Here is a 23,129-nt window from a genome sequence, read left to right as displayed (position 1 = left end):
GAGCTCCATCCCACACCAGTAAGAGGTAGATCACCGTGGCACTTGACGTGCTCACCGACCTGAGCAAGGTCCGCAACATCGGCATCATGGCTCACATCGATGCTGGCAAGACCACCACCACCGAGCGGATCCTGTTCTACACGGGGGTCAACTACAAGATTGGTGAGACGCACGACGGCGCGTCGACGATGGACTGGATGGAGCAGGAGCAGGAGCGCGGCATCACGATCACGTCGGCCGCGACGACCTGCTACTGGAAGAACAACCAGATCAACATCATCGACACCCCCGGGCACGTCGACTTCACGGTCGAGGTGGAGCGTTCGCTCCGCGTGCTCGATGGTGCCGTCGCGGTGTTCGACGGCAAGGAGGGCGTCGAGCCCCAGTCCGAGACGGTCTGGCGCCAGGCGGACAAGTACGAGGTCCCGCGCATCTGCTTCGTCAACAAGATGGACAAGCTCGGCGCCGACTTCTACTTCACAGTCGACACGATCATCAACCGGCTCAAGGCGAAGCCGCTCGTCATCCAGCTGCCGATCGGCTCCGAGAGCGACTTCATCGGAGTCGTCGACCTCGTCGAGCAGAAGGCTCTCGTCTGGCACGGCGTGACCGCGCTGGGCGAGGAGTACTCCACCGAGGAGATCCCGGCCGACCTCGTCGAGAAGGCTGCGCAGTACCGCGCGGAGCTCCTCGAGGCTGTCGCCGACGCCTCGGAAGAGCTCATGGAGAAGTACCTCAACGGAGAGGAGCTGACGGTCGCCGAGATCAAGGACGGTATCCGCCAGCTGACGATCCGCTCTGAGGCCTACCCGGTCCTCTGTGGGTCTGCGTTCAAGAACAAGGGCGTCCAGCCCATGCTCGACGCAGTCATCGACTACCTCCCGACGCCGCTCGACGTGCCCGCCATGCAGGGGCACGACCTTCGCGACGAAGAGAAGATCGTCGAGCGCCACCCTGACTCGAGCGAGCCGTTCGCGGCCCTCGCGTTCAAGGTCGCCACGCACCCGTTCTTCGGGAAGCTCACCTACGTGCGCGTGTACTCCGGCCACGTCGGCCAGGGCGCCCAGGTGCTCAACTCGACCAAGAACAAGAAGGAGCGCATCGGAAAGCTCTTCCAGATGCACTCCAACAAGGAGAACCCGGTCGACGACGCGACGGCCGGTCACATCTACGCGTTCATCGGTCTCAAGGACGTCACCACCGGTGACACGCTCTGCGACATCGCGAACCCCGTCGTCCTCGAGTCGATGACGTTCCCGGAGCCGGTCATCTCGGTGGCCATCGAGCCGAAGACGAAGGGCGACCAGGAGAAGCTCTCCGTCGCTATCCAGAAGCTCTCCGACGAGGACCCGACGTTCCAGGTCTCGCTCAACATCGACACCGGCCAGACGGTCATCGCCGGGATGGGCGAGCTTCACCTCGACATCCTCGTCGACCGTATGCGTCGTGAGTTCAACGTCGAGGCGAACGTCGGCAAGCCGCAGGTCGCGTACCGCGAGACGATCCGTCGTACGGTGGACAAGATCGACTACACGCACAAGAAGCAGACTGGTGGATCCGGCCAGTTCGCCAAGGTGCAGATGTCGTTCGCTCCGCTGGATCCTGCCGAGGGCGAGCTGTACGTCTTCGAGAACAAGGTCGGCGGCGGGCGGATCCCGCGCGAGTACATCCCGAGCGTGGACGCTGGTATCCAGGCAGCGATGGAGCTCGGCGTGCTCGCCGGGTACCCGCTCGTCGGTATCAAGGCCACACTGCTCGACGGAGCCTTCCACGAGGTCGACTCCTCGGAGATGGCGTTCAAGATTGCCGGCTCGATGATCCTCAAAGAGGGCGTCAGGAAGGCAGACCCGGTTCTGCTCGAGCCGGTCATGGCGGTAGAGGTACGGACACCTGAGGAATACATGGGTGACGTCATCGGTGACATCAACTCGCGTCGAGGCATGATCCAGTCGATGGAAGACGCGACGGGTGTCAAGGTCATCCAGGCCCACGTACCCCTGTCAGAGATGTTCGGGTACATCGGCGACCTACGGTCAAAGACCCAAGGTCGTGCTGTGTACTCGATGCAGTTCGACAGCTATTCCGAGGTTCCTCGGAACGTTGCCGAAGAGATCATCAAGAAGACCCGGGGCGAGTGAGTCCCCACAGGTCGAACTGTAGAATCACCACCATCAACCTGTAGCGACCCGCACGCCCCGCAGATCGGCCACCGAGCCGCGCTGCATCGTTCGGCACAACTACCCAAGTCCCAGGAGGACCCCAGTGGCGAAGGCCAAGTTCGAGCGGACCAAACCGCACGTCAACATCGGAACCATCGGTCACGTTGACCACGGTAAGACGACGCTCACGGCAGCTATCTCGAAGGTGCTGCACGACAAGTACCCGGACCTGAACCCTGAGTTCAAGTTCGACGACATCGACAAGGCACCCGAAGAGAAGCAGCGCGGTATCACGATCAACATCGCGCACATCGAGTACCAGACGGAGAAGCGTCACTACGCCCACGTCGATGCTCCCGGGCACGCTGACTACATCAAGAACATGATCACCGGTGCTGCCCAGATGGACGGCGCGATCCTCGTGGTCGCCGCTACCGACGGCCCGATGGCTCAGACGCGCGAGCACGTCCTGCTCGCTCGTCAGGTGGGTGTTCCTTACCTCCTCGTCGCGCTGAACAAGGCCGACATGGTGGACGACGAGGAGATCCTCGAGCTCGTCGAGATGGAGGTGCGCGAGCTTCTCTCCGCACAGGGCTTCGACGGCGACAACGCTCCCGTCGTCCGCGTCTCGGGCCTCAAGGCGCTCGAGGGCGACCCGGAGTGGACCAAGACCGTCGAGGACCTCCTCGAGGCTGTCGACGAGCACGTGCCGGACCCGGTCCGTGACCTCGACAAGCCGTTCCTCATGCCGATCGAGGACGTCTTCACGATCACCGGTCGTGGAACCGTCGTCACCGGCAAGGTCGACCGTGGACGTCTTGCGATCAACTCCGAGGTCGAGATCGTCGGAATCCGCAACGCGCAGAAGACGACGGTCACGGGTATCGAGACCTTCCACAAGTCCATGGACGAGGCGCAGGCCGGCGACAACACCGGTCTTCTTCTCCGTGGGATCAAGCGCGAGGACGTCGAGCGCGGCCAGGTTGTCGTGAAGCCGGGGTCCATCACCCCGCACACGAACTTCGAGGCTCGCGTCTACATCCTCGGCAAGGACGAGGGCGGGCGTCACAACCCGTTCTACTCGAACTACCGTCCTCAGTTCTACTTCCGCACCACCGACGTCACCGGCGTCATCACGCTGCCTGAGGGCACCGAGATGGTCATGCCCGGCGACAACACGGAGATGACGGTCGAGCTCATCCAGCCGATCGCCATGGAAGAGGGCCTCGGCTTCGCCATCCGCGAGGGTGGACGTACGGTCGGTTCAGGCCAGGTCACCAAGATCATCAAGTGATCTTGTCTGACTAGCTGAGCATCGCTCACGAGGACCCGGTAGCCGTCAGGCCGCCGGGTCCTCGTGCGTCTGGGGGCATCTGCAGGGGGCAGGCAGGTGCGAGCGCGCACGTGGCAGAGCTCTGGAAGTGTGGAGCCGGATCGGCTGGCTTTTCTGGCAATCGTCTGGCAAACTGTTCAGGTTGCCTGTTGCGGGTGCGCTCATTCAAATATCGAACAGTGTGTTGAACCGTCCGGCCCCAGGGGCCGTTCCGCGTGTTGAACTCTCTGTGCGATGGACAGATTGAGGTGCCGCGGGACTGAGGTTCCACACAGGCGAGAAGACGTTGCGGGTCAGTTCTGCGTCGTAGGGTGCTCGATAGGCCCGCGATCTGCGGTGTGGCCTACATATCCAACGATCTCGCACCACGACGTGGTGCAGCGTGAATGCGTGTCGCTGAGAGCGACACGCCCGAGCGCGGGGGTCGGACAGTTCGAGAGAGAGAGTCAGACGACGCCATGGCGGGACAGAAGATCCGCATCCGGCTCAAGTCCTACGACCACGAGGTCATCGACAGCTCGGCGCGCAAGATCGTCGACACGGTGACACGCGCTGGTGCGACGGTCGTGGGCCCGGTGCCGTTGCCGACGGAGAAGAACGTGTTTTGCGTTATCCGTTCGCCTCACAAGTACAAGGACAGCCGCGAGCACTTTGAAATGCGCACGCACAAGCGGCTCATCGACATCATCGATCCCACGCCGAAGGCGGTCGACTCGCTCATGCGTCTCGACCTGCCCGCCGACGTGAACATCGAGATCAAGCTCTGAGACTGGGAGGGACATACACATGGCTACCCAGCAGAACGAACGGCCCGTGACGGCCGTACTCGGAACCAAGCTCGGGATGACCCAGGTCTGGGACGAAGCAGGACGCCTCGTTCCCGTGACCGTGGTCCAGGTCGGCACCAACGTGGTGACGCAGGTCCGTACGGCTGATGTTGACGGCTACGCAGCCGTCCAGCTCGCCTACGGCACGATCGATCCCCGCAAGGTGACGCAGCCGCTGAAGGGTCACTTCGCGAAGGCCGGGGTCACCCCGCGCCGTCACGTGACCGAAATCCGCACGTCCAACGCTGGCGAGTTCAACCTCGGCCAGGAGCTCACCGCGGAGGCCTTCGAGGCCGGAAGCGTTGTGGACGTCGTCGGAACGACCAAGGGCAAGGGCACCGCCGGTGTCATGAAGCGCCACGGCTTCCACGGCGTTGGCGCGTCCCACGGTGCGCACCGCAACCACCGCAAGCCCGGATCGATCGGTGGGGCTTCGACCCCGTCGCGCGTCTTCAAGGGTGTGCGGATGGCTGGTCGGATGGGTGTTGACCGTCAGACCACGCAAAATCTGACCGTTCACGCGGTCGACGCGGAGAAGGGTCTGCTGCTCGTCAAGGGCGCGGTTCCCGGCCCCAAGGGTGGCGTCGTCCTCGTGCGTAGTGCAGCGAAGGGTGCGTGACAGCATGTCTGAAACGCTGACCGTCGACGTCATCGACGCCAAGGGCAAGAAGTCCGGCTCCGCCGAGCTTCCCGCCGAGGTGTTCGACGTCCAGGCGAATATTCCTCTCATCCACCAGGTTGTTGTCGCGCAGCTCGCTGCGGCCCGTCAGGGCACGCACAGCACCAAGACCCGCGGCGAGGTTCGCGGTGGTGGACGCAAGCCGTACAAGCAGAAGGGCACCGGTCGCGCCCGTCAGGGCTCGATCCGCGCACCTCAGTTCGCCGGTGGTGGTGTGGTTCACGGACCGACACCGCGTGACTACAGCCAGCGCACACCCAAGAAGATGAAGCAGGCAGCACTGCGCGGGGCACTCTCTGACCGCGCACGCGCCGGCCGCATCCATGTCGTGACCGGCTTCGGTATCGACGGCTCGCCGTCGACCAAGCAGGCGCTCGCGTCGCTCGCGCACCTCTCGCCTCGCAAGAACGTTCTCGTGGTTCTCGAGCGTGGCGACGAGCTCACCGTGAAGTCGTTGCAGAACGCTGAGCAGGTTCACCTTCTGGTGGCTGACCAGCTCAACACCTACGACGTGCTCATCTCTGACGACGTGGTGTTCACGCAGGGAGCGCTCACCGCGTTCCTCGCTGGCCCCGCGAAGGGCGCTTCGGTCAAGGCCGTCGCGACGGAGTCCGAGTCGGCACAGCTCGACAAGGAGGACACCAAGTGACCACGCCCATCGCTACGACGGTTCAGAAGGACCCACGCGACATCGTGATCGCACCGGTTCTCTCTGAGAAGAGCTACGGCCTGCTCGACGAGGGAAAGTACACCTTCCTCGTCGACCCGCGGTCGAACAAGACGGAGATCAAGATCGCCATCGAGAAGATCTTCGATGTCAAGGTCAGCTCCGTCAACACGATCAACCGCAAGGGCAAGTCCCGGCGGACCCGTTTCGGTACTGGCAAGCGTAAGGACACCAAGCGTGCGATCGTCTCTCTTCGCGAGGGATCGATTGACATGTTCGGTGGACCGGTCGGCTGAGCCGGCCGAGAGCAGATTGAGGACAGATCCCCATGGGAATCCGCAAGTACAAGCCGACTACGCCCGGACGCCGCGGCTCCAGCGTTGCCGACTTCGTCGAGATCACGCGCTCGGAGCCGGAGAAGTCGCTTATCCGTCCGCTCCACAAGACCGGTGGGCGTAACAGCTCCGGTCGTATCACCACCCGGCACAAGGGTGGTGGGCACAAGCGCGCCTACCGCGTCATCGACTTCCGTCGGCACGACAAGGACGGCGTACCGGCCAAGGTCGCTCACATCGAGTACGACCCCAACCGGACCGCCCGCATCGCACTCCTGCACTATGCAGACGGTGAGAAGCGCTACATCATCGCGCCGAACAAGCTCGGCCAGGGCGACCTGATCGAGAACGGTGCCGGGGCTGACATCAAGCCTGGCAACAACCTGCCTCTGCGCAACATCCCGACCGGTACCGTCATCCACGCAGTCGAGCTCAAGCCCGGCGGCGGCGCGAAGATGGCACGTTCGGCTGGTGCCTCCGTGCAGCTCGTCGCGAAGGACGGGCCTTACGCCCAGCTGCGTCTGCCGTCCGGTGAGATCCGCAACGTCGACCTGCGCTGCCGCGCAACGGTCGGCGAGGTGGGCAACGCCGAGCAGTCGAACATCAACTGGGGCAAGGCCGGCCGCATGCGCTGGAAGGGCAAGCGCCCGACAGTCCGTGGTGTCGCGATGAACCCGATCGACCACCCTCACGGTGGTGGAGAAGGCAAGACCTCCGGTGGACGTCACCCTGTCAGCCCGTGGGGCCAGGCAGAGGGCCGCACCCGCCGTCCCAACAAGGCGAGTGACAAGCTCATCGTGCGTCGTCGTCGTTCCGGCAAGAACAAGAAGCGTTGATAGGAGCCTGACATGCCACGCAGCCTGAAGAAGGGCCCCTTCGTCGACGGACACCTCCAGAAGAAGGTGGACGTCCAGAACGAGAAGGGGACCAAGAACGTAATCAAGACCTGGTCCCGTCGGTCGGTCATCACGCCCGACTTCCTCGGTCACACTTTTGCCGTGCACGACGGTCGCAAGCACACTCCGGTGTTCGTCACGGAGTCGATGGTTGGTCACAAGCTCGGCGAGTTCTCGCCGACCCGGACGTTCCGCGGCCACGTGAAGGACGACAAGAAGGGCCGTCGCCGCTGACCCCCCGGGGTCAGTCGCGAGAGGACCTCTTGGTCATGACGAGACAAGAAGGCAGGACAGCAATGGAAGCCAAGGCGCAGGCACGGTTCGTCCGTGTCACGCCTCAGAAGGCCCGGCGCGTCGTGGATCTTATCCGTGGCAAGCAGGCAACTGAGGCTGTCGCGGTGCTGAAGTTCGCACCGCAAACAGCGAGTGAGCCGATCCTCAAGGTCGTGCAGAGCGCGATCGCGAACGCACGGGTCAAGGCTGACCGCGCGAGCGTTGCATTTGATGAGCAGAAGCTCTTCATCTCTGAGGCGTTCATCGACGAGGGACCAACCCTCAAGAGGTTCCGTCCCCGTGCGCAGGGGCGAGCCAGCCAGATCCTCAAGCGGACCAGCCACATCACTGTGGTCGTCACTCCGCGCGAAGACACGAAGGGAAGGGCCCGATAGTGGGACAGAAGGTTCACCCACACGGGTACCGTCTCGGAATTACCACCGACCACCGGTCGCGTTGGTTCGCCGACAGCACCAAGCCCGGACAGCGCTACCGCGACTACGTCCGTGAAGACGTGCAGATCCGCAAGCTCATGAGCACCGGTCTGGAGCGCGCTGGAATCTCGAAGGTTGAGATCGAGCGCACCCGTGACCGCGTCCGCGTCGACATCCACACCGCCCGCCCGGGCATCGTGATCGGTCGCCGTGGCGCCGAAGCAGACCGCATCCGCGGCGAGCTGGAGAAGCTCACCGGCAAGCAGGTTCAGCTCAACATCCTCGAGGTCAAGAACGCTGAGATCGACTCTCAGCTCGTGGCCCAGGGGATCGCGGAGCAGCTTGCCAGCCGTGTCTCCTTCCGTCGTGCGATGCGCAAGGGCATGCAGTCGGCTCAGCGTGCCGGCGCCAAGGGCATCCGTGTCCAGTGCTCCGGTCGACTCGGCGGCGCCGAGATGAGCCGAAGCGAGTTCTACCGCGAAGGCCGTGTGCCTCTGCACACGCTCCGCGCGAACATCGACTACGGCTTCTTCGAGGCCCGCACGACCTTCGGCCGCATCGGCGTGAAGGTCTGGATCTACAAGGGCGACATGACCGAGAAGGAGTTCGCTGCGCAGCAGGCGACGCAGGCGCCTCGTGCGCCTCGTGGCGGTCCGCGCTCCGACCGTCCGGCTCGTGCCGGAGCCCGTCGTCCAGAGCGTCCGGCTGCAGCTGCAGCCGAGGCGCCCGCCAAGGCCGAGCAGGCGCCTGCTGGACAGGATGCTGCACCGGCCGCTGTCACCGGAACGGAGGCCTGAGCGATGCTGATTCCGCGCAGGCTCAAGCACCGCAAGCAGCACCACCCTGGGCGCTCCGGCGCCGCAACGGGTGGGACCGTGATCTCGTTCGGTGACTACGGAATCCAGGCTCTCGAGCCGGCTTACGTCACGAACCGCCAGATCGAGGCTGCTCGTATCGCAATGACCCGCCACATCAAGCGTGGCGGCAAGGTCTGGATCAACATCTATCCAGACCGCCCGCTGACCAAGAAGCCAGCGGAAACCCGAATGGGATCCGGTAAGGGTTCCCCCGAGTGGTGGATCGCCAACGTCAAGCCCGGACGCATCGTCTTCGAGCTTGCCGGTGTTCCCGAGGACCTGGCCCGTGAGGCCATGCGCCGCGCGATCCACAAGCTCCCGATGAAGTGCCGGTTCGTGGTACGCGAGGGTGGTGGCAACTGATGTCTATCGGAACGAAGGATCTGGCTCCAAGTGAGCTGGACGGGTTCGACAACGACAAGCTCGTTGCCGAGCTCGAGAAGGCGAAGAAGGAGCTTTTCAACCTCCGTTTTCAGTCGGCCACCGGCCAGCTGGAGAGCCACGGACGGCTGAAGGCAGTCCGCCGCGACATCGCTCGGATCTACACGATCCTCCGTGAGCGCGAGCTCGGCATCCGTACCGCACCGAGCGTGAGTGAGTGAGGCTGACATGAGCGAAAACGTTGCTGGAGCTGTTGCTTCAGAGCAGGAAGCCGCGAAGCGGCCGAACCGCAAGACGCGGCGCGGCTATGTCGTGAGCGACAAGATGGACAAGACCGTCGTCATCGAGGTCGAAGACCGGGTCAAGCACCCGCTCTACGGTAAGGTGATCCGGCGCACCAGCAAGGTCAAGGCGCACGACGAGCAGAACTCTGCTGGTATCGGCGACCTCGTCCTCATCATGGAGACCCGCCCGCTGTCCGCTACCAAGCGGTGGCGCCTGGTGGAGATCCTCGAAAAGGCCAAGTAGCAAGTTCCGCTGAGGGTGGGCCGTGCTCGTCACGGTTTGCCCCCAGCGGCGCCTTGATCTACTGCAGTGCTTGACAGTTATCCGTTCGGCAAGGCTCGCCGCGTGCGAGAACCAGCTCGACGACAGGAGTTCATTACATGATCCAGCAGGAGTCGCGACTTCGGGTCGCCGACAACACGGGTGCCAAAGAGATTCTTTGCATCCGCGTTCTCGGTGGGTCGGGCCGTCGCTACGCCGGAATCGGCGACGTCATTGTCGCAACCGTTAAGGATGCGATTCCCGGCGGCAACGTCAAGAAGGGCGACGTGGTCAAGGCCGTCATCGTCCGGACCACCAAGGAGCGCCGTCGTCCAGACGGCTCTTACATCAAGTTCGACGAGAACGCTGCCGTGATCCTCAAGGCTGACGGCGAACCTCGTGGAACCCGCATCTTCGGCCCGGTGGGCCGCGAGCTGCGCGACAAGAAGTTCATGAAGATCATCTCGCTGGCGATGGAGGTGCTCTGAATCATGGCGAAGATCAAGAAGGGCGACACGGTGGTTGTCATCGCCGGTCGCGACAAGGGCAAGACAGGCCGAGTGCTCGAGGTTCTCACGGACTCTGACCGTGTGATCGTCGAGGGCGTGCAGCGGGTGAAGAAGCACGTGAAGGTCGGCCAGACCCAGCGTGGGACGACAACCGGTGGCATCGAGACCGTTGAGGCCCCGATCCACGTCAGCAACGTCCAGTACTACGACGCGGAGGCCAAGCGTGGCAAGCGCGTCGGCGTCCGGAGCGAGCAGGTCGAGCGTGACGGTCGTATGCGCACGGTTCGTGTTCGCGTGACCCGAGGTCACGGCGACACCGAGAAGGACATCTGATGAGCACTGAGACGTACGCACAGGCACAGCCTCGCCTCAAGGCCCGCTACGCCGCGGAGATCCTCCCCGGCCTGCGTGAGGAGTTCGGGCACGAGAACGTCAACCAGGTTGCTGGTCTGACGAAGATCGTCGTGAACATGGGTGTCGGCGATGCTGCCAAGGACTCGAAGCTGATCGAGGGCGCTATCCGCGACCTCACCGCGATCACCGGCCAGAAGCCGCAGGTCACGAAGGCTCGCAAGTCGATCGCCCAGTTCAAGCTCCGCGAGGGGATGCCGATCGGCGCCCACGTGACGCTGCGCGGCGATCGGATGTGGGAGTTCGCTGACAGGCTCCTGTCGATCGCGCTCCCGCGTATCCGCGACTTCCGTGGTCTCTCACCGAAGCAGTTCGATGGTCACGGGAACTACACGTTCGGTCTGACCGAGCAGGCGATGTTCCACGAGATCGACCCCGACAAGATCGACCGGGTTCGTGGTATGGACATCACCGTCGTGACCACCGCTACCACGGATGCTGAGGGCCGCTCACTTCTGAAGCGTCTCGGCTTCCCCTTCAAGGAGAACTGACATGGCGAAGAAGGCCCTGGTCAACAAGGCGGCCGCAAAGCCCAAGTTCGCGGTACGCGCCTACACACGGTGCCAGAAGTGCGGACGTCCGCACTCTGTCTACCGCAAGTTCGGACTTTGCCGCATCTGCGTGCGCGAGATGGCGCACCGCGGCGAACTTCCCGGCGTCACCAAGAGCAGCTGGTAACAACTACGTCGTAGGTCCGGACCGCATCGCTCGACGATGCGACTGGATACCCCGGCGAGGAAGGGCAGAAGCCCAATGACAATGACCGACCCGATCGCAGACATGCTGACTCGTCTGCGAAACGCGAACTCGGCTTACCACGACACGGTCACCATGCCGTTCTCGAAGCTGAAGTCGCACATTGCTGAGATCTTGCAGGCTGAGGGATACATCGCAGGTTGGAAGGTCGAGGACGCGCCTGTAGGCAAGTACCTCACCATCGACCTGAAGTTCGGACCCGAGCGCGAGCGTTCGCTCGTCGGGATCCGCCGTATCTCGAAGCCTGGACTGCGTGTATACGCAAAGTCCACCAAACTGCCGAAGGTTCTCGGCGGCCTCGGCGTGGCGATCCTGTCCACGTCTTCAGGCCTCCTGACCGACAAGCAGGCCGCAAAGAAGGGCGTGGGTGGGGAAGTCCTCGCCTACGTCTGGTAATCGGAAGACGGAGAGGAGAGAGCCATGTCCCGTATCGGCAAAGTCCCCGTCCCGGTTCCATCCGGAGTGGACGTCACCATCAGCGGTGCGCTCGTGACGATCAAGGGCCCGAAGGGGTCCCTGGAGCACGTCGTCCCCGCCCCCATCGAGGTTGCAGTCAACGAGGCCGGCGCGATCGTTGTCGCCCGCCCCAACGACGAGCGCGCCTCGCGTTCCCTGCACGGCCTCACCCGCACGCTCCTCGCGAACATCATCACTGGTGTGACCGAGGGCTACGAGAAGAAGCTCGAGATCGTCGGTACTGGGTACCGCGTCGCGGCGAAGGGCTCCGACCTGGAGTTCGCGCTCGGCTTCAGCCACCCGGTGGTCATCGCACCGCCTGAGGGCATCACGTTCGCTGTCGAAGGCCCGACCAAGTTCTCGGTCAGCGGCATCAGCAAGCAGCAGGTGGGCGAGGTCGCCGCGAACATCCGAAAGATCCGCAAGCCGGAGCCTTACAAGGGCAAGGGAGTGCGGTACGCCGGCGAGGTTGTCCGCCGCAAGGCCGGAAAGGCTGGTAAGTAACCATGGCTCTCAAGATCATGGGCAAGGGCAAAGCCGTTGCTCGTAAGCGCCGCCACTTCCGCCTCCGCAAGAAGGTCTCGGGGACGCCCCTGCGACCGCGCCTCGTGGTTACCCGTTCCGCTCGCCACATCACCGCCCAGGTGGTTGACGACACGGTCGGCAAGACCGTCGCGTCGGCTTCGACGCTCGAAGCAGACTTCCGCAGCGCGGAGGGCGACAAGAGCGCCAAGGCGCGCAAGGTCGGCGAGCTCGTCGCCGAGCGCGCGAAGGCCGCCGGAATCGATGCTGTCGTGTTCGACCGCGGCGGCAACAAGTACCACGGCCGAGTGGCAGCAGTCGCCGACGGGGCCCGCGAAGGCGGTCTGTCCCTGTGATGACGCGAACCACTTCCGTTCCGAAGCAAAGGACTCTCTGATGGCTGCAGGGCAGCGCAGCACCACCGGCGCCCCCACGGGCGGCGCCACCACTGAGCAGGGCGACCGTCGTAACGACCGTCGCAGCGGCGGCGGACGCGGCGACGGTCGCCGTGACGCCCCGGAGAAGAACGCGTTCGTCGAGCGCGTCGTCACCATCAACCGCGTCGCCAAGGTCGTCAAGGGCGGCCGCCGCTTCAGCTTCACCGCGCTCGTCGTGGTGGGCGATGGCGACGGCACCGTCGGCGTCGGCTACGGCAAGGCCAAGGAAGTTCCCGCGGCCATCGCCAAGGGCGTCGAGGAAGCCAAGAAGAACTTCTTCAAGGTTCCTCGCATCCAGGGCACCATCCCTCACCCCATCACAGGTGAGGCCGCTGCGGGGGTCGTGTTCCTTCGCCCTGCAGCTCCGGGTACCGGTGTCATCGCCGGCGGCCCTGTCCGTGCAGTTCTCGAGTGCGCTGGTATTCACGACGTGCTCTCGAAGTCGCTCGGGTCGACCAACTCGATCAACATCGTCCACGCGACGGTCGCGGCTCTCCGCGGCCTCGAGCTTCCGGAAGCGGTCGCTGCACGTCGTGGACTCCCGCTCGAGCACGTGGCTCCGGCCGCGCTCCTTCGTGCGCAGGCTGCTGGTCGGGCCACTGCAGCAGGGGTAGGTGCATGATGGCCCGCCTCAAGGTGACCCAGCTCAAGTCCGCCATCGGCGGCAAGCAGAATCAGCGCGACACCCTGCGCACTCTCGGCCTCAAGCGGATCGGCGACACCGCCGTGAAGGAAGACCGCCCTGAGATCCGCGGGATGGTCGTCACGGTGGCACACCTCGTCGCCGTCGAGGAGGTCGAGTAATCATGGCTGAGAAGTCAGACAACAAGAAGGAGTCAGCCGCAGTGACGGCTGACGCCCCCGCCAAGAAGGCACCCGCCAAGAAGGCCGCAGCGAAGAAGGCTGCACCTGCGGCGGCCGCCACGACGAAGGCTTCAACGCCCAAGGTCAAGGCTGTCGCTCCGCTCGGTGCGGGTGGCACTCTCAAGGTTCACCACCTCCGTCCGGCCCCTGGCGCCAAGACCGCGAAGACTCGTGTCGGTCGCGGTGAGGCCTCGAAGGGTAAGACGGCAGGACGTGGTACCAAGGGTCAGAAGGCCCGGTACCAGATTCCTGAGCGTTTCGAAGGTGGGCAGATGCCGCTCCACATGCGTCTGCCGAAGCTTCGTGGATTCACGAACCCGTTCCGGACGGAGTACCAGGTCGTCAACCTGGACAAGCTCTCCGCTCTGTACCCCGACGGTGGGTCGGTCACGGTTGACGACCTCGTCGCCAAGGGTGCGGTTCGCAAGGGACAGCTCGTCAAGGTGCTCGGCACCGGCGAGATCACCGTCAAGCTCGAGATCGCGGTCGACGCGCTCTCGACGTCTGCGAAGGACAAGATCCTCGCAGCAGGCGGTTCTGTCTCCGAAGCCTGATGCAGTGAGTAGGGCCGGTCGCGCGCAGCGCTACCGGCCCTACGGCTGTCTTCGGACAGTTGAAGTGGCACGTGGTACCCGGACCGATTCCCGCAGATCGCGCTGGAGCGGATAAGGTACTTTGGGCGCCGGCTAACCGGTGCCTCCCAGGCGCCGGCTTGCCGGTGATGACAACGCCGCCTCGGCGGACCAGGAGGAATCGGTGCTCAGCGCATTTGCTCGGGCGTTTCGTACGCCTGACCTGCGGCGCAAGCTGCTGTTCACGATCTCGATCATGGCGCTCTTTCGCGTCGGTTCCTTCGTGCCGTCGCCCGGTGTCGACTACCAGAACGTCCAGGCGTGCGTCGCCAGCGGTGGTGCCAGCGACATCCTCGGAATCGTCAACCTCTTCAGCGGTGGCGCTCTGCTCCAGCTGTCGATCTTTGCTCTCGGGATCATGCCCTACATCACCGCGAGCATCATCGTCCAGCTCTTGCGAGTCGTGATCCCTCGTTTCGAGGCGCTGCACAAGGAAGGTCAGTCCGGTACTGCAAAGCTCACCCAGTACACGCGCTACCTGACGATCGCGCTAGCGATCCTCCAGGCCACGACCTACGTGACGATGGCGCGGACCGGACAGCTTCTCCCGAACTGCGTCGTCATCCCTGACGACAGCCTCATGGCATCGCTCTTGGTGGTCATCACGATGACCGCAGGCTCGGGTGTCATCATGTGGCTCGGTGAGCTCATCAGCGAGCGGGGCATCGGCAACGGGATGTCGCTCCTCATCTTCACCTCGATCTCCGCAAGCTTCCCCCCGGCGCTCTGGGGTATCGCCGGAGGCAACGGCGGCCCGCAGAAGTTCACGATCGTCGTTCTCGTGAGCCTCCTGGTCATCGCACTGGTCGTCTTCGTCGAGCAGTCCCAGCGCCGGATCCCCGTCCAGTACGCAAAGCGCATGGTGGGCCGCAAGATGTACGGCGGATCCAGCACCTACATCCCGATCAAGATCAACATGGCTGGCGTCATCCCCGTGATCTTCGCCTCCTCCCTCCTCTCTGTACCGGGCCTCATCGCGCAGTTCGCCAGTCCAGAGTCGGAGTGGGTCCAGTGGGTGCAGCGCAACGTCGTCTCCTCGTCGGCGCCCCTGCACATCACCCTCTACGTGGTCCTCATCGTGTTCTTCTGCTTCTTCTACACCGCGATCACCTTTGATCCGGACGAGGTTGCAGACAACATGAAGAAGTACGGAGGATTCGTCCCGGGTATCCGAGCAGGCCGGCCCACCGCGGAGTATCTGGACTACGTCATCACCCGGATCACGACGGCTGGTTCGCTCTACCTCGCGATGGTGGCGCTCATCCCCACGATCACGTTCTTGCTTCTCGACGTCGGCACGAACATCCCGTTCGGTGGCACGTCGATCCTCATCATCGTCGGTGTGGGGCTCGAGACGGTCAAGCAGATCGACTCCCAGCTCCAGCAGCGGCACTACGAAGGGTTCCTGCGATGAGCGCCAAGCTTGTCTTCCTCGGTCCTCCTGGAGCAGGCAAGGGCACTCAGGCCGCGCGGCTGGCCGAGCGCCTGGGGGTCCAGACCATCTCGACCGGTGACATCTTCCGCGCCAACATCACCGGTGGTACGGAGCTGGGCAAGCTCGTCCAGACGATTACCGCGCGAGGCGAGCTCGTACCTGACGAGGTCACCAACGCGATGGTGCGTGACACGCTCACGACGAAGGTCGCTGACGAGCCAGACGCAGGGTTCATCCTCGACGGCTACCCGAGGAACGTCGCTCAGGTCGCTGAGCTCGACGCGATCCTCGCCGACCTCGGGCTGGTGCTCGACGGCGCGGTCGAGATCGTGGCAGACGTGGACGTCGTCGTCGGACGTCTGCTCAAGCGTGCAGAGATCGAGGGCCGAGCGGACGACACGGAGCCGGTCATCAGGCGCCGGATGGACGTCTACGCCGAGCAGACCGCGCCGGTCTCCGCGGTCTACGGCGAGCGCGGAGCACTCGTGCAGGTCGACGGCATCGGTGACGTCGACGAGGTCAGCGAGCGACTGTCGCTCGCGCTGGCCACGATCCTTTACTAGGGCTCGGACGTCCGATGTTCGGTCGCGAGCGGATCGAGTACAAGACTGCAGAGCAGGTCGCGCACATGCGCCAGGCCGGCATCGTCGTCGCTTCCGCGTTGTCAGCGGTACGCGACGTCGCCGCGCCGGGGATGACGACCGCGATGCTCGACTCTGTCGCTGCTCGTGTCATAGCTGACGCCGGGGCGCTGCCGTCGTTCCTCGGGTACCAAGGGTTTCCAGCGACGGTGTGCGTCTCGGTGAACGACGAGATCATCCATGGCATACCGGGGGAGCGGCGCCTCGAGGCCGGGGACATCGTGTCGGTGGACTGCGGAGCGATCGTCGACGGATGGCATGCCGACTCAGCGATCACCATCGTTCTCGACGGTGGTGACGAACGCGATGTCGCGTTGTCCGTCGCGACCGAAGACGCGATGTGGGCGGGTATCGCGACCCTTGCCCGGTCAGGCCGTCTGAGCGACGTAGGCCGCGCTGTCGAAGCCTCCGTGATGGACGCCGAGCGCTCGGACGGTGTCTCCTACGGGATCGTGGAGGAATATGTCGGTCACGGGATCGGCTCAGCGATGCACCAACCGCCCGACGTCCTGAACTACGGGGTGCGCGAACGAGGCCCGCGGCTACGTCCGGGCATGTGCTTGGCCATCGAGCCGATGATCGTCCGCGGTGAGAACACGACGCACGTGTGCGAAGACGACTGGACCGTCGTCACGACGGATGGCGCCCGCGCAGCACACTGGGAGCACACGGTCGCGATCCTCGAGGAGGGGATCAGCGTCCTCACGGCTGAAGATGGCGGTGCAGAGAGACTGGCCCGCCTGGGTGTCCAAGTTCACCCCGTCTGACCGATTTCTCTTGAGGTTACTCACGTTCGCCCCTACTGTGGACTTCGAATCCAGCGTATATTCCACACCTTGGGGCCCGACCCCAGGTACGTGACTTCGGGATTGATCGAGCACGGATGAGTTGGGGCGATGGCAGACTCTCAGTCGGATCACGACCATGCTGCAGGGGCGGTCTCCTACGGTGTGGTGACTCCTGCCCTCCTTCCCCGTTCACCATCAGTGTTCGTGGCGAAGAGTGAGCTCCTCCGCTTTCTCGATCGTCGGGAACCTCTCACCATCGTCCGTGGCCCGCGGGGGTACGGCAAGACGAGCCTCGTCGCCCACTGGGCCAGGTCTCTCTCCGGCACACCCGACGTGGTCTGGGTCTCCTGTCGGATGGCACTGTTCGGTGAGGGCAGCGTCCCGACCGTCTGGGACGCGATCGCCGAGGCGCTCGCTCGGTCTGGTCTGACCGACGAGCGGGCGTCAGACGAGAACGAGGCGCGTGCGCAGCTGGCGGCGGTCCTCCGTGAGCTGCACCGTCCCCTCTGCCTCGTCCTCGACGACTTCCACCACGTCGCAGACGCTGGGGTCGAGGCCGCGCTCGTCGACCTCGTGCGCAAGTTCGAGTCCTTGAGCGTCATCGTGTGTCTTGCCCGTGTCGTCAGCATCGAGACTGTCGGAGCCGCCACCATCGACTCCGTCGTGATCCGACCTGCCGACCTTCTTCTCACCGAGGGCGAGACGAGCGAGATCGCGCGTCGCCTCGGCCACGAGCTCGCACCTGACGAGGTACGAGCCCTGCACGTCGAGTCGGGTGGGTGGCCAGCGCTGGTGCGTGCGATCCTCTCCAACGGGGGCGCTGCTCCAGCACGCGGGACCCTAGGCACGCTCGACCTGCGTGCTGGTGACCCGTTCTTGCGCTCGGTCTGGCAGGAGCTCGACGACTGGCAGCTCCAGAGGTTCATCGTGCGGACTGCGATCCTCGACGAGTTCAGCGAGGACGACGCACGGTGGTGCTCGGGTATCCATGACGTCGGCGAGCATCTTGCCCACCTGGTCGCCGCTGGCGTCGTGATCGTCGCAGGGACGGGGGAGAAGGCCGTCTACCACTACGTACCCGCCGTCCGTCGAGCCTGTGCCGCGCTCCTTACGTCTCTCGACCCACGCCAGCTCGCTGTCGCGTCTCGGCGCGCGGCCGAGGTCTGCGTCGCACACAGGCGGACCAACATCGCCCTCGGCCACCTCGTGCGGTCAGAGTCGTGGACCGAGGTCGCACAACTCATCGACAGCCGGTGGGTCGAGCTTGTCGCTGAGTTCCCCGAGGACGTCGCTGAGGCTGTCGAGCGCATACCCACAGAGTTCCTCGAGTGCCATGCGCGGCTGGTGATCGCCCGGGATCACCTGCTCCCGGTCGTTCGAAAGGATGCTGCCGTCGATGGAGGCGACGGTACGCTCCCGACCTTCGCCCCGGCTGCTGTCGGACCACCGGTTCCCCGGGACGACGGAGATCTCTTCGAGCTCCCGGGGATCGTCGACGCGATGGAGCAGAGCCTCGCGCAGATCGCGCTGCTGCGGATGACTGGAAACTTCTACGCGGCCAAGGAGATCGCCGACCGCGATCACGACGCGGTCCTCGTTCGGGTAGACGAGCTCCACGACGAGGTCCGTCAAGAACTCGCCCCCGTGCTCCACGAGTGGGCCATGACCAGGCTCTTGGCAGCTGACCTGCCGGGTGCGCTCATCGCGTTCAGAGAGGCTGTCGAGCTCGCTACGACGCACGGTCACCCGGAGATCGTGCGAGAAGCCTCCGTGGGGGCTGCCCTGGCGTGCGCGATGCTCGGCTATCTCCAGCCCGCCGAGGAGTGGCTCGCGGCCGCCGAGCGCGACTGTCTGCCGACCGGTCGCCCGTCGCCGTCGGACCAGATCGTGGAGGCGGTCCGCGGGATCGTCGCTCTCGAGCGGGTCGAGCCCGCAGGTTTCCACGCCGCGCGGTCGTTCGACCTCCCGCAGGACGTGGGCGAGCTCTGGGCGCTGGCTGTGATGATCCGCGCACAGGTGGCGCTCGTCGATGGAACGCACTTTCAGATCCTCGGGGAGATCGAGGCCGCGCGCGGTCACTCGGACGGCGAAGGGGCCCCCGGCCTTGGAGAGGCCCTCCTCGTCGCCGCCTCGGTCGACCTCCACCTCGCGCTCGGGCACATCTCGCGCGCGCGGCTCGCGATCAACGCGGTGACCCAGAGATACGAGACCACCGGGCTCGCGCGGGCACGGACCGAGTATCTCTCCGGAGAGTTCGTCCGCGCGAGCGAGGTCGCTCTCGAGTGGCTCCGAACCCGGATCTACGCGCCACGGCACCGGCTGGACTTCCTCGTCATCCTCGCCGCGGCTGAACAAGCACGAGGTCGGCGGTACGAGGCCGCGGTCGCACTCGACGAGGCCGTGGCGATCTCGGTGGCGACGGGCATCACGCGCGCGTTCCTCAAGGTCCCGCGCCGCGCGCTCCTCGACCTGGAGGTCGAGGTCCCGAAGATCCGTGACATCCTCGAGCAGCCGGGTCTGCTCGAGATGGCCGAGTTCTTCCCTGCTCCGACGATCAGCGCGCAGCTGAGCGACCGAGAGCGGCAGGTGCTCGAGAGCCTGTCCCGCAGCTCGTCCCTCGCCGGGGTGGCGCGATCGCTCTACCTGTCCTCGAACACGGTCAAGACGCACCTGCGAAGCATCTATCGCAAGCTCGGGACCCACTCGAGCGTCGAGACGGTCGAGCGCGCGTTCGAGCTCGGGCTCATCGAACGCCCGTCCTGATCCTCGATCACAGGCACGCTGAGGCGTGCGGTCCTGAGCTGCCGCCGGCACGGCTTTCCGATTCGCCGTCCGATGCCGTAGGATGCTTCGTTGGGTGTGTAGTGCTTGCGCATTTGCACCACTAATCCACGAAGTGCCGATCGCACTGGCATGCTTCAAGGCGTTCGAGCACGACGTGGGCTGTAGTTCGTCACGAGAGTTAGCGGAGGATATGGCGAAGAAGGACGGTGTCATCGAGATCGAGGGCAGCGTGGTCGAGGCACTGCCGAACGCGATGTTTCGCGTGGAGCTGGCCAACGGTCACAAGGTGCTCGCTCACATCTCGGGCAAGATGCGGCAGCACTACATCCGAATCCTCCCTGAGGACCGGGTAGTGGTGGAGCTGAGCCCGTACGACTTGTCCCGTGGCCGGATCGTCTACCGCTACAAGTAACCACCACTCGATCAACTGCTGCCTACCCCACCCGGCTCACAGAGCCCAGTGTCGTCATGCGGCGGCGGAGGAACCACGATGAAGGTCAAGCCCAGCGTCAAGAAGATCTGCGACAAGTGCAAGGTGATCCGCCGGCACGGTCGCGTCATGGTCATCTGCGAGAACCTGCGGCACAAGCAGCGCCAGGGCTGAGACGCCCTGCGCGAGAGCGCCACGCGTTCCACAGCATGATCAGTGCCCATCCGTCGGGCTGACAGAACGGATGAGCACGACCAGCGCATCACCACCGGACCGTTCGGGAGACTCAGGTCACCCGCGACGGCTCGTGAACCCTCGGTCGGAGGCCGGGGCTCGCAGTTTGCGAGAGGTGAGGCGGTAGACCTCCGATGGCACTACAGGAGCCGGAAGGCACATGGCACGTCTTATCGGCGTCGACCTCCCCCGCGACAAGCGGCTTGAGGTTGCGCTCACATACATCTACGGCGTCGGCCGTACCCGCGCCCAGCAGACGCTGGCCGCCACCGGGCTCAGCCCGGACGTGCGTGTGAAGGACCTCGGCGACGCCGAGCTCGTCGCACTGCGCGATCACCTCGAAGGAAGCTTCAAGCTCGAGGGTGACCTCCGCCGTGAGGTTGCTGCTGACATTCGCCGCAAGGTTGAGATCGGCTGCTACGAAGGTCTGCGTCACCGCCGTGGGCTCCCCGTGCGCGGACAGCGCACCAAGACCAACGCTCGTACCCGCAAGGGCCCGAAGCGCACCGTGGCCGGCAAGAAGAAGGCCCGCTAGCAGCAGTAGTTCGCCTGGACCCGCTGTCAGTGCCTCGAAGGCACCGTGGCGAGGGTCCTGCGATCCGAAGACCTCAATCCAGGAGAGAAAAAGCACATGCCTCCCAAGACTCGCGGCGCACAAGGTGCCCGCAAGCCTCGCCGCAAAGACAAGAAGAATGTCGCAATCGGCCAGGCGCACATCAAGAGCACGTTCAACAACACCATCGTCTCGATCACGGATCCGTCCGGCGCCGTGATCTCCTGGGCCTCCTCCGGCCAGGTGGGCTTCAAGGGCTCGCGCAAGTCGACCCCGTTCGCCGCGCAGCTCGCTGCAGAGGCTGCCGCGCGTCGTGCGCAGGAGCACGGCATGAAGAAGGTCGACGTCTTCGTCAAGGGCCCCGGTTCTGGCCGCGAGACCGCGATCCGCTCCCTCCAGGCCGCAGGCCTCGAGGTCGGTTCGATCCAGGACGTGACGCCCCAGGCGCACAACGGCTGCCGTCCTCCCAAGCGTCGCCGCGTCTGATCTCGTCTCGACGTCATTGAGCTCGGTTGTGCCCGCGTCCCCAGGTGGGACGTGGGCACGACCCGGCTCTGCTGCACACCTGCACCGTGTGTGTTCTGACCGCCCGGGCAACTCAGAGTCCGGGCGGACTCGTGATGCGTCATATAGCGGACGCACGCTGAAAGGAAGCTACTAGTGCTCATCGCACAGCGCCCCACCCTGACCGAAGAGGTCATCTCCGAGAGCCGCTCGCGCTTCTCTATCGAGCCTCTCGAGCCCGGCTTCGGCTACACGCTCGGAAACTCGATGCGTCGCACGCTGCTCTCGTCGATCCCCGGCGCAGCCGTCACCTCCATCCGTATCGATGGTGTTCTCCACGAGTTCACCACCGTCCCGGGCGTGAAGGAAGACGTCACCGAGATCATCCTCAACATCAAGAACCTCGTCGTCTCCTCGGAGAACGACGAGCCCGTCGTGATGTACCTGCGCAAGCAGGGGTCCGGAGTCGTCACGGCAGCGGACATCGTCCCGCCGGCAGGTGTCGAGGTGCACAACCCCAGCCTCCACATCGCGACGCTCAACGACAAGGGCAAGCTGGAGATCGAGCTCACGGTCGAGCGCGGGCGCGGCTACGTCTCCGCTCAGCAGAACAAGTCCTTCGACTCCGAGATCGGCCGGGTCCCCGTCGACTCGATCTACTCTCCGGTGCTCAAGGTCACGTACAAGGTCGAGGCGACGCGAGTCGAGCAGCGCACCGACTTCGACAAGCTCATCGTCGACGTCGAGACGAAGCAGGCCATCAGCCCTCGTGACGCTCTCGCGTCGGCTGGTAAGACTCTCGTCGAGCTCTTCGGGCTCGCCCGCGAGCTCAACGTCGAGGCCGAGGGCATCGAGATCGGCCCGTCGCCGACGGATGCCGCTCTTGCGGCAGATCTCGCGCTCCCGATCGAAGAGCTGCAGCTGACGATCCGCTCGTACAACTGCCTCAAGCGCGAGGGAATCCACGCCGTCGGCGAGCTTGTCGCCCGCAGCGAGGCGGACCTCCTGGACATCCGCAACTTCGGTGCGAAGTCCATCAACGAGGTGAAGGAGAAGCTCGCTGAGCTCGGGCTCTCCCTCAAGGACTCCCCGCTCGACTTCGATCCGACGACCGCCGACTACTACGACGGCGAAGACTCGGAAGACGAGCAGTACAACTGACTTCTGTGCTGGCCGGGCGACCGGACGGCTCGACCAATTCCTAAGGAGCAACAACAATGCCTACCCCAGCAAAGGGTGCGCGGCTCGGCGGTAGCCCGGCTCACGAGCGCCTCATCCTCAGCAACCTCGTGACGAGCCTCTTCGAGCACGGGCGCATCACGACGACGGCCACGAAGGCCAAGCGCCTCCAGCCGCTCGCGGAGCGCCTCATCTCGAAGGCCAAGCGCGGCGACCTGCACTCGATCCGCCAGATCGCGAAGGTCGTGCACAACAAGACGCCTCGTCGCCCCGACGAGCCCGGTGACGCGAACACCATCCTTCACCGTCTCGTGACGGAGATCGCTCCCGCCGTCGCTGACCGCCAGGGTGGCTACACGCGCATCACCAAGGTCGGCAACCGCAAGGGCGACAACGCCCCCATGGCTGTCATCGAGCTCGTGCTCGAGCCCTTGAGCCCGAAGCAGGCCGTCGTGCGCGAGGCTGAGAAGGCCGCGAAGAAGAGCGCGCCGAAGGCTGAGAAGGACACCGCGGCCAAGGCCGACACCGTCGCCCCCGCCGATGACGCCGCGGCGAGCTCGACCGAAGAGACGTCCTCCACGGAGGACTGAGCAGGGCTCCTGGCCGA

Annotated in this window: 33 protein-coding genes; all 33 read left to right on the top strand. The window is 64.7% G+C overall.

Annotated elements, in window-relative coordinates; translation table 11 throughout:
• The first annotated feature begins 35 nt into the window (after window positions 1-35).
• The 33 genes from fusA to rplQ all read left to right on the top strand — a co-directional run bounded on the left by fusA (window position 36) and on the right by rplQ (window position 23,112).
• Window positions 36-2,138, top strand: a complete 2,103-nt coding sequence (fusA, locus tag ATL42_RS09495) for an elongation factor G (protein WP_098455130.1) — start codon at window positions 36-38, stop codon at window positions 2,136-2,138.
• A gap of 124 nt (window positions 2,139-2,262) precedes the next feature.
• Window positions 2,263-3,453, top strand: coding sequence for an elongation factor Tu (gene tuf / locus ATL42_RS09490; RefSeq protein ID WP_098455129.1), 1,191 nt, complete (start codon window positions 2,263-2,265; stop codon window positions 3,451-3,453).
• Window positions 3,454-3,950: 497 nt separating this feature from the next.
• Window positions 3,951-4,259, top strand: a complete 309-nt coding sequence (gene rpsJ, locus ATL42_RS09485; protein ID WP_012867945.1) for a 30S ribosomal protein S10 — start codon at window positions 3,951-3,953, stop codon at window positions 4,257-4,259.
• Between the two features lie 19 nt (window positions 4,260-4,278).
• Complete coding sequence (rplC, locus tag ATL42_RS09480) at window positions 4,279-4,938, top strand: 50S ribosomal protein L3 (protein ID WP_098455128.1); 660 nt, start codon at window positions 4,279-4,281, stop codon at window positions 4,936-4,938.
• A gap of 4 nt (window positions 4,939-4,942) precedes the next feature.
• A complete protein-coding gene (gene rplD, locus ATL42_RS09475) occupies window positions 4,943-5,647 on the top strand; it encodes a 50S ribosomal protein L4 (protein ID WP_098456477.1) in 705 nt (234 codons plus the stop codon).
• Window positions 5,644-5,961 carry a 50S ribosomal protein L23 gene (rplW, locus tag ATL42_RS09470; protein WP_425443199.1) on the top strand — a complete coding sequence of 106 codons (318 nt, stop codon included), beginning with the start codon at window positions 5,644-5,646 and terminating at the stop codon, window positions 5,959-5,961. Before rplD ends, rplW begins: the two co-directional genes overlap by 4 nt.
• Before the next feature lie 32 nt (window positions 5,962-5,993).
• Window positions 5,994-6,836, top strand: a complete 843-nt coding sequence (rplB, locus tag ATL42_RS09465; protein WP_098455127.1) for a 50S ribosomal protein L2 — start codon at window positions 5,994-5,996, stop codon at window positions 6,834-6,836.
• A 12-nt stretch (window positions 6,837-6,848) separates the two neighbouring features.
• Window positions 6,849-7,130: a 30S ribosomal protein S19 gene (gene rpsS / locus ATL42_RS09460; protein WP_066464673.1), complete on the top strand. Its 282-nt coding sequence runs from the start codon at window positions 6,849-6,851 to the stop codon at window positions 7,128-7,130.
• A gap of 62 nt (window positions 7,131-7,192) precedes the next feature.
• Window positions 7,193-7,564: a 50S ribosomal protein L22 gene (rplV, locus tag ATL42_RS09455; RefSeq protein WP_098455126.1), complete on the top strand. Its 372-nt coding sequence runs from the start codon at window positions 7,193-7,195 to the stop codon at window positions 7,562-7,564.
• Entirely contained in the window at window positions 7,564-8,400 is an 837-nt protein-coding gene (gene rpsC / locus ATL42_RS09450; protein ID WP_098455125.1) for a 30S ribosomal protein S3, read from the top strand. The genes rplV and rpsC overlap by 1 nt, the downstream gene beginning before the upstream one ends.
• A 3-nt stretch (window positions 8,401-8,403) precedes the next feature.
• Window positions 8,404-8,823: a 50S ribosomal protein L16 gene (rplP, locus tag ATL42_RS09445; protein WP_098455124.1), complete on the top strand. Its 420-nt coding sequence runs from the start codon at window positions 8,404-8,406 to the stop codon at window positions 8,821-8,823.
• Window positions 8,823-9,062 carry a 50S ribosomal protein L29 gene (gene rpmC / locus ATL42_RS09440; RefSeq protein ID WP_098455123.1) on the top strand — a complete coding sequence of 80 codons (240 nt, stop codon included), beginning with the start codon at window positions 8,823-8,825 and terminating at the stop codon, window positions 9,060-9,062. The genes rplP and rpmC overlap by 1 nt, the downstream gene beginning before the upstream one ends.
• Window positions 9,063-9,069: 7 nt before the next feature.
• Window positions 9,070-9,369 carry a 30S ribosomal protein S17 gene (gene rpsQ, locus ATL42_RS09435; RefSeq protein ID WP_098455122.1) on the top strand — a complete coding sequence of 100 codons (300 nt, stop codon included), beginning with the start codon at window positions 9,070-9,072 and terminating at the stop codon, window positions 9,367-9,369.
• Window positions 9,370-9,506: 137 nt separating this feature from the next.
• Window positions 9,507-9,875, top strand: a complete 369-nt coding sequence (rplN, locus tag ATL42_RS09430; protein WP_098455121.1) for a 50S ribosomal protein L14 — start codon at window positions 9,507-9,509, stop codon at window positions 9,873-9,875.
• A gap of 3 nt (window positions 9,876-9,878) precedes the next feature.
• Window positions 9,879-10,229: a 50S ribosomal protein L24 gene (gene rplX, locus ATL42_RS09425; protein ID WP_098455120.1), complete on the top strand. Its 351-nt coding sequence runs from the start codon at window positions 9,879-9,881 to the stop codon at window positions 10,227-10,229.
• Window positions 10,229-10,798: a 50S ribosomal protein L5 gene (gene rplE / locus ATL42_RS09420; RefSeq protein WP_098455119.1), complete on the top strand. Its 570-nt coding sequence runs from the start codon at window positions 10,229-10,231 to the stop codon at window positions 10,796-10,798. Before rplX ends, rplE begins: the two co-directional genes overlap by 1 nt.
• Window position 10,799: 1 nt before the next feature.
• A complete protein-coding gene (locus tag ATL42_RS09415) occupies window positions 10,800-10,985 on the top strand; it encodes a type Z 30S ribosomal protein S14 (RefSeq protein WP_012867931.1) in 186 nt (61 codons plus the stop codon).
• Between the two features lie 75 nt (window positions 10,986-11,060).
• Window positions 11,061-11,459 carry a 30S ribosomal protein S8 gene (gene rpsH / locus ATL42_RS09410; protein ID WP_098455118.1) on the top strand — a complete coding sequence of 133 codons (399 nt, stop codon included), beginning with the start codon at window positions 11,061-11,063 and terminating at the stop codon, window positions 11,457-11,459.
• Between the two features lie 24 nt (window positions 11,460-11,483).
• Window positions 11,484-12,023, top strand: a complete 540-nt coding sequence (rplF, locus tag ATL42_RS09405) for a 50S ribosomal protein L6 (RefSeq protein ID WP_098455117.1) — start codon at window positions 11,484-11,486, stop codon at window positions 12,021-12,023.
• Window positions 12,024-12,025: 2 nt separating this feature from the next.
• Window positions 12,026-12,397 carry a 50S ribosomal protein L18 gene (gene rplR / locus ATL42_RS09400; RefSeq protein WP_098455116.1) on the top strand — a complete coding sequence of 124 codons (372 nt, stop codon included), beginning with the start codon at window positions 12,026-12,028 and terminating at the stop codon, window positions 12,395-12,397.
• Window positions 12,398-12,437: 40 nt separating this feature from the next.
• Window positions 12,438-13,100: a 30S ribosomal protein S5 gene (rpsE, locus tag ATL42_RS09395; protein ID WP_098455115.1), complete on the top strand. Its 663-nt coding sequence runs from the start codon at window positions 12,438-12,440 to the stop codon at window positions 13,098-13,100.
• On the top strand, window positions 13,100-13,282 hold the full coding sequence (gene rpmD / locus ATL42_RS09390; RefSeq protein WP_098455114.1) for a 50S ribosomal protein L30: 183 nt from the start codon (window positions 13,100-13,102) through the stop codon (window positions 13,280-13,282). The genes rpsE and rpmD overlap by 1 nt, the downstream gene beginning before the upstream one ends.
• A gap of 2 nt (window positions 13,283-13,284) precedes the next feature.
• Complete coding sequence (gene rplO / locus ATL42_RS09385; RefSeq protein WP_098455113.1) at window positions 13,285-13,896, top strand: 50S ribosomal protein L15; 612 nt, start codon at window positions 13,285-13,287, stop codon at window positions 13,894-13,896.
• Between the two features lie 202 nt (window positions 13,897-14,098).
• Window positions 14,099-15,388 (top strand): preprotein translocase subunit SecY, encoded by a 1,290-nt coding sequence (secY, locus tag ATL42_RS09380; protein WP_098455112.1) that lies wholly within the window; start codon window positions 14,099-14,101, stop codon window positions 15,386-15,388.
• A complete protein-coding gene (locus ATL42_RS09375; RefSeq protein WP_098455111.1) occupies window positions 15,385-15,972 on the top strand; it encodes an adenylate kinase in 588 nt (195 codons plus the stop codon). The genes secY and ATL42_RS09375 overlap by 4 nt, the downstream gene beginning before the upstream one ends.
• A 14-nt stretch (window positions 15,973-15,986) precedes the next feature.
• Window positions 15,987-16,817: a type I methionyl aminopeptidase gene (gene map, locus ATL42_RS09370; protein WP_098455110.1), complete on the top strand. Its 831-nt coding sequence runs from the start codon at window positions 15,987-15,989 to the stop codon at window positions 16,815-16,817.
• Between the two features lie 225 nt (window positions 16,818-17,042).
• Window positions 17,043-19,601, top strand: a complete 2,559-nt coding sequence (locus ATL42_RS09365; protein ID WP_169925374.1) for a LuxR C-terminal-related transcriptional regulator — start codon at window positions 17,043-17,045, stop codon at window positions 19,599-19,601.
• A 211-nt stretch (window positions 19,602-19,812) separates the two neighbouring features.
• On the top strand, window positions 19,813-20,034 hold the full coding sequence (infA, locus tag ATL42_RS09360) for a translation initiation factor IF-1 (protein WP_012867920.1): 222 nt from the start codon (window positions 19,813-19,815) through the stop codon (window positions 20,032-20,034).
• 78 nt (window positions 20,035-20,112) lie between these two features.
• Window positions 20,113-20,226, top strand: coding sequence for a 50S ribosomal protein L36 (gene rpmJ / locus ATL42_RS09355; protein WP_009740505.1), 114 nt, complete (start codon window positions 20,113-20,115; stop codon window positions 20,224-20,226).
• Window positions 20,227-20,446: 220 nt separating this feature from the next.
• Window positions 20,447-20,821, top strand: coding sequence for a 30S ribosomal protein S13 (gene rpsM, locus ATL42_RS09350; RefSeq protein WP_098455108.1), 375 nt, complete (start codon window positions 20,447-20,449; stop codon window positions 20,819-20,821).
• A 96-nt stretch (window positions 20,822-20,917) separates the two neighbouring features.
• Window positions 20,918-21,325, top strand: a complete 408-nt coding sequence (gene rpsK, locus ATL42_RS09345; protein ID WP_098455107.1) for a 30S ribosomal protein S11 — start codon at window positions 20,918-20,920, stop codon at window positions 21,323-21,325.
• Window positions 21,326-21,499: 174 nt separating this feature from the next.
• The gene (locus ATL42_RS09340; protein WP_098455106.1) at window positions 21,500-22,504 is read left to right on the top strand and encodes a DNA-directed RNA polymerase subunit alpha; all 1,005 of its coding nucleotides are present in this window, start codon (window positions 21,500-21,502) and stop codon (window positions 22,502-22,504) included.
• 56 nt (window positions 22,505-22,560) lie between these two features.
• Window positions 22,561-23,112, top strand: a complete 552-nt coding sequence (gene rplQ / locus ATL42_RS09335; RefSeq protein WP_098455105.1) for a 50S ribosomal protein L17 — start codon at window positions 22,561-22,563, stop codon at window positions 23,110-23,112.
• Window positions 23,113-23,129: the final 17 nt, after the last annotated feature.

This window comes from Sanguibacter antarcticus (assembly GCF_002564005.1).
Taxonomy (GTDB): domain Bacteria; phylum Actinomycetota; class Actinomycetes; order Actinomycetales; family Cellulomonadaceae; genus Sanguibacter; species Sanguibacter antarcticus.
This window is presented reverse-complemented; position numbering and strand designations above follow the sequence as displayed.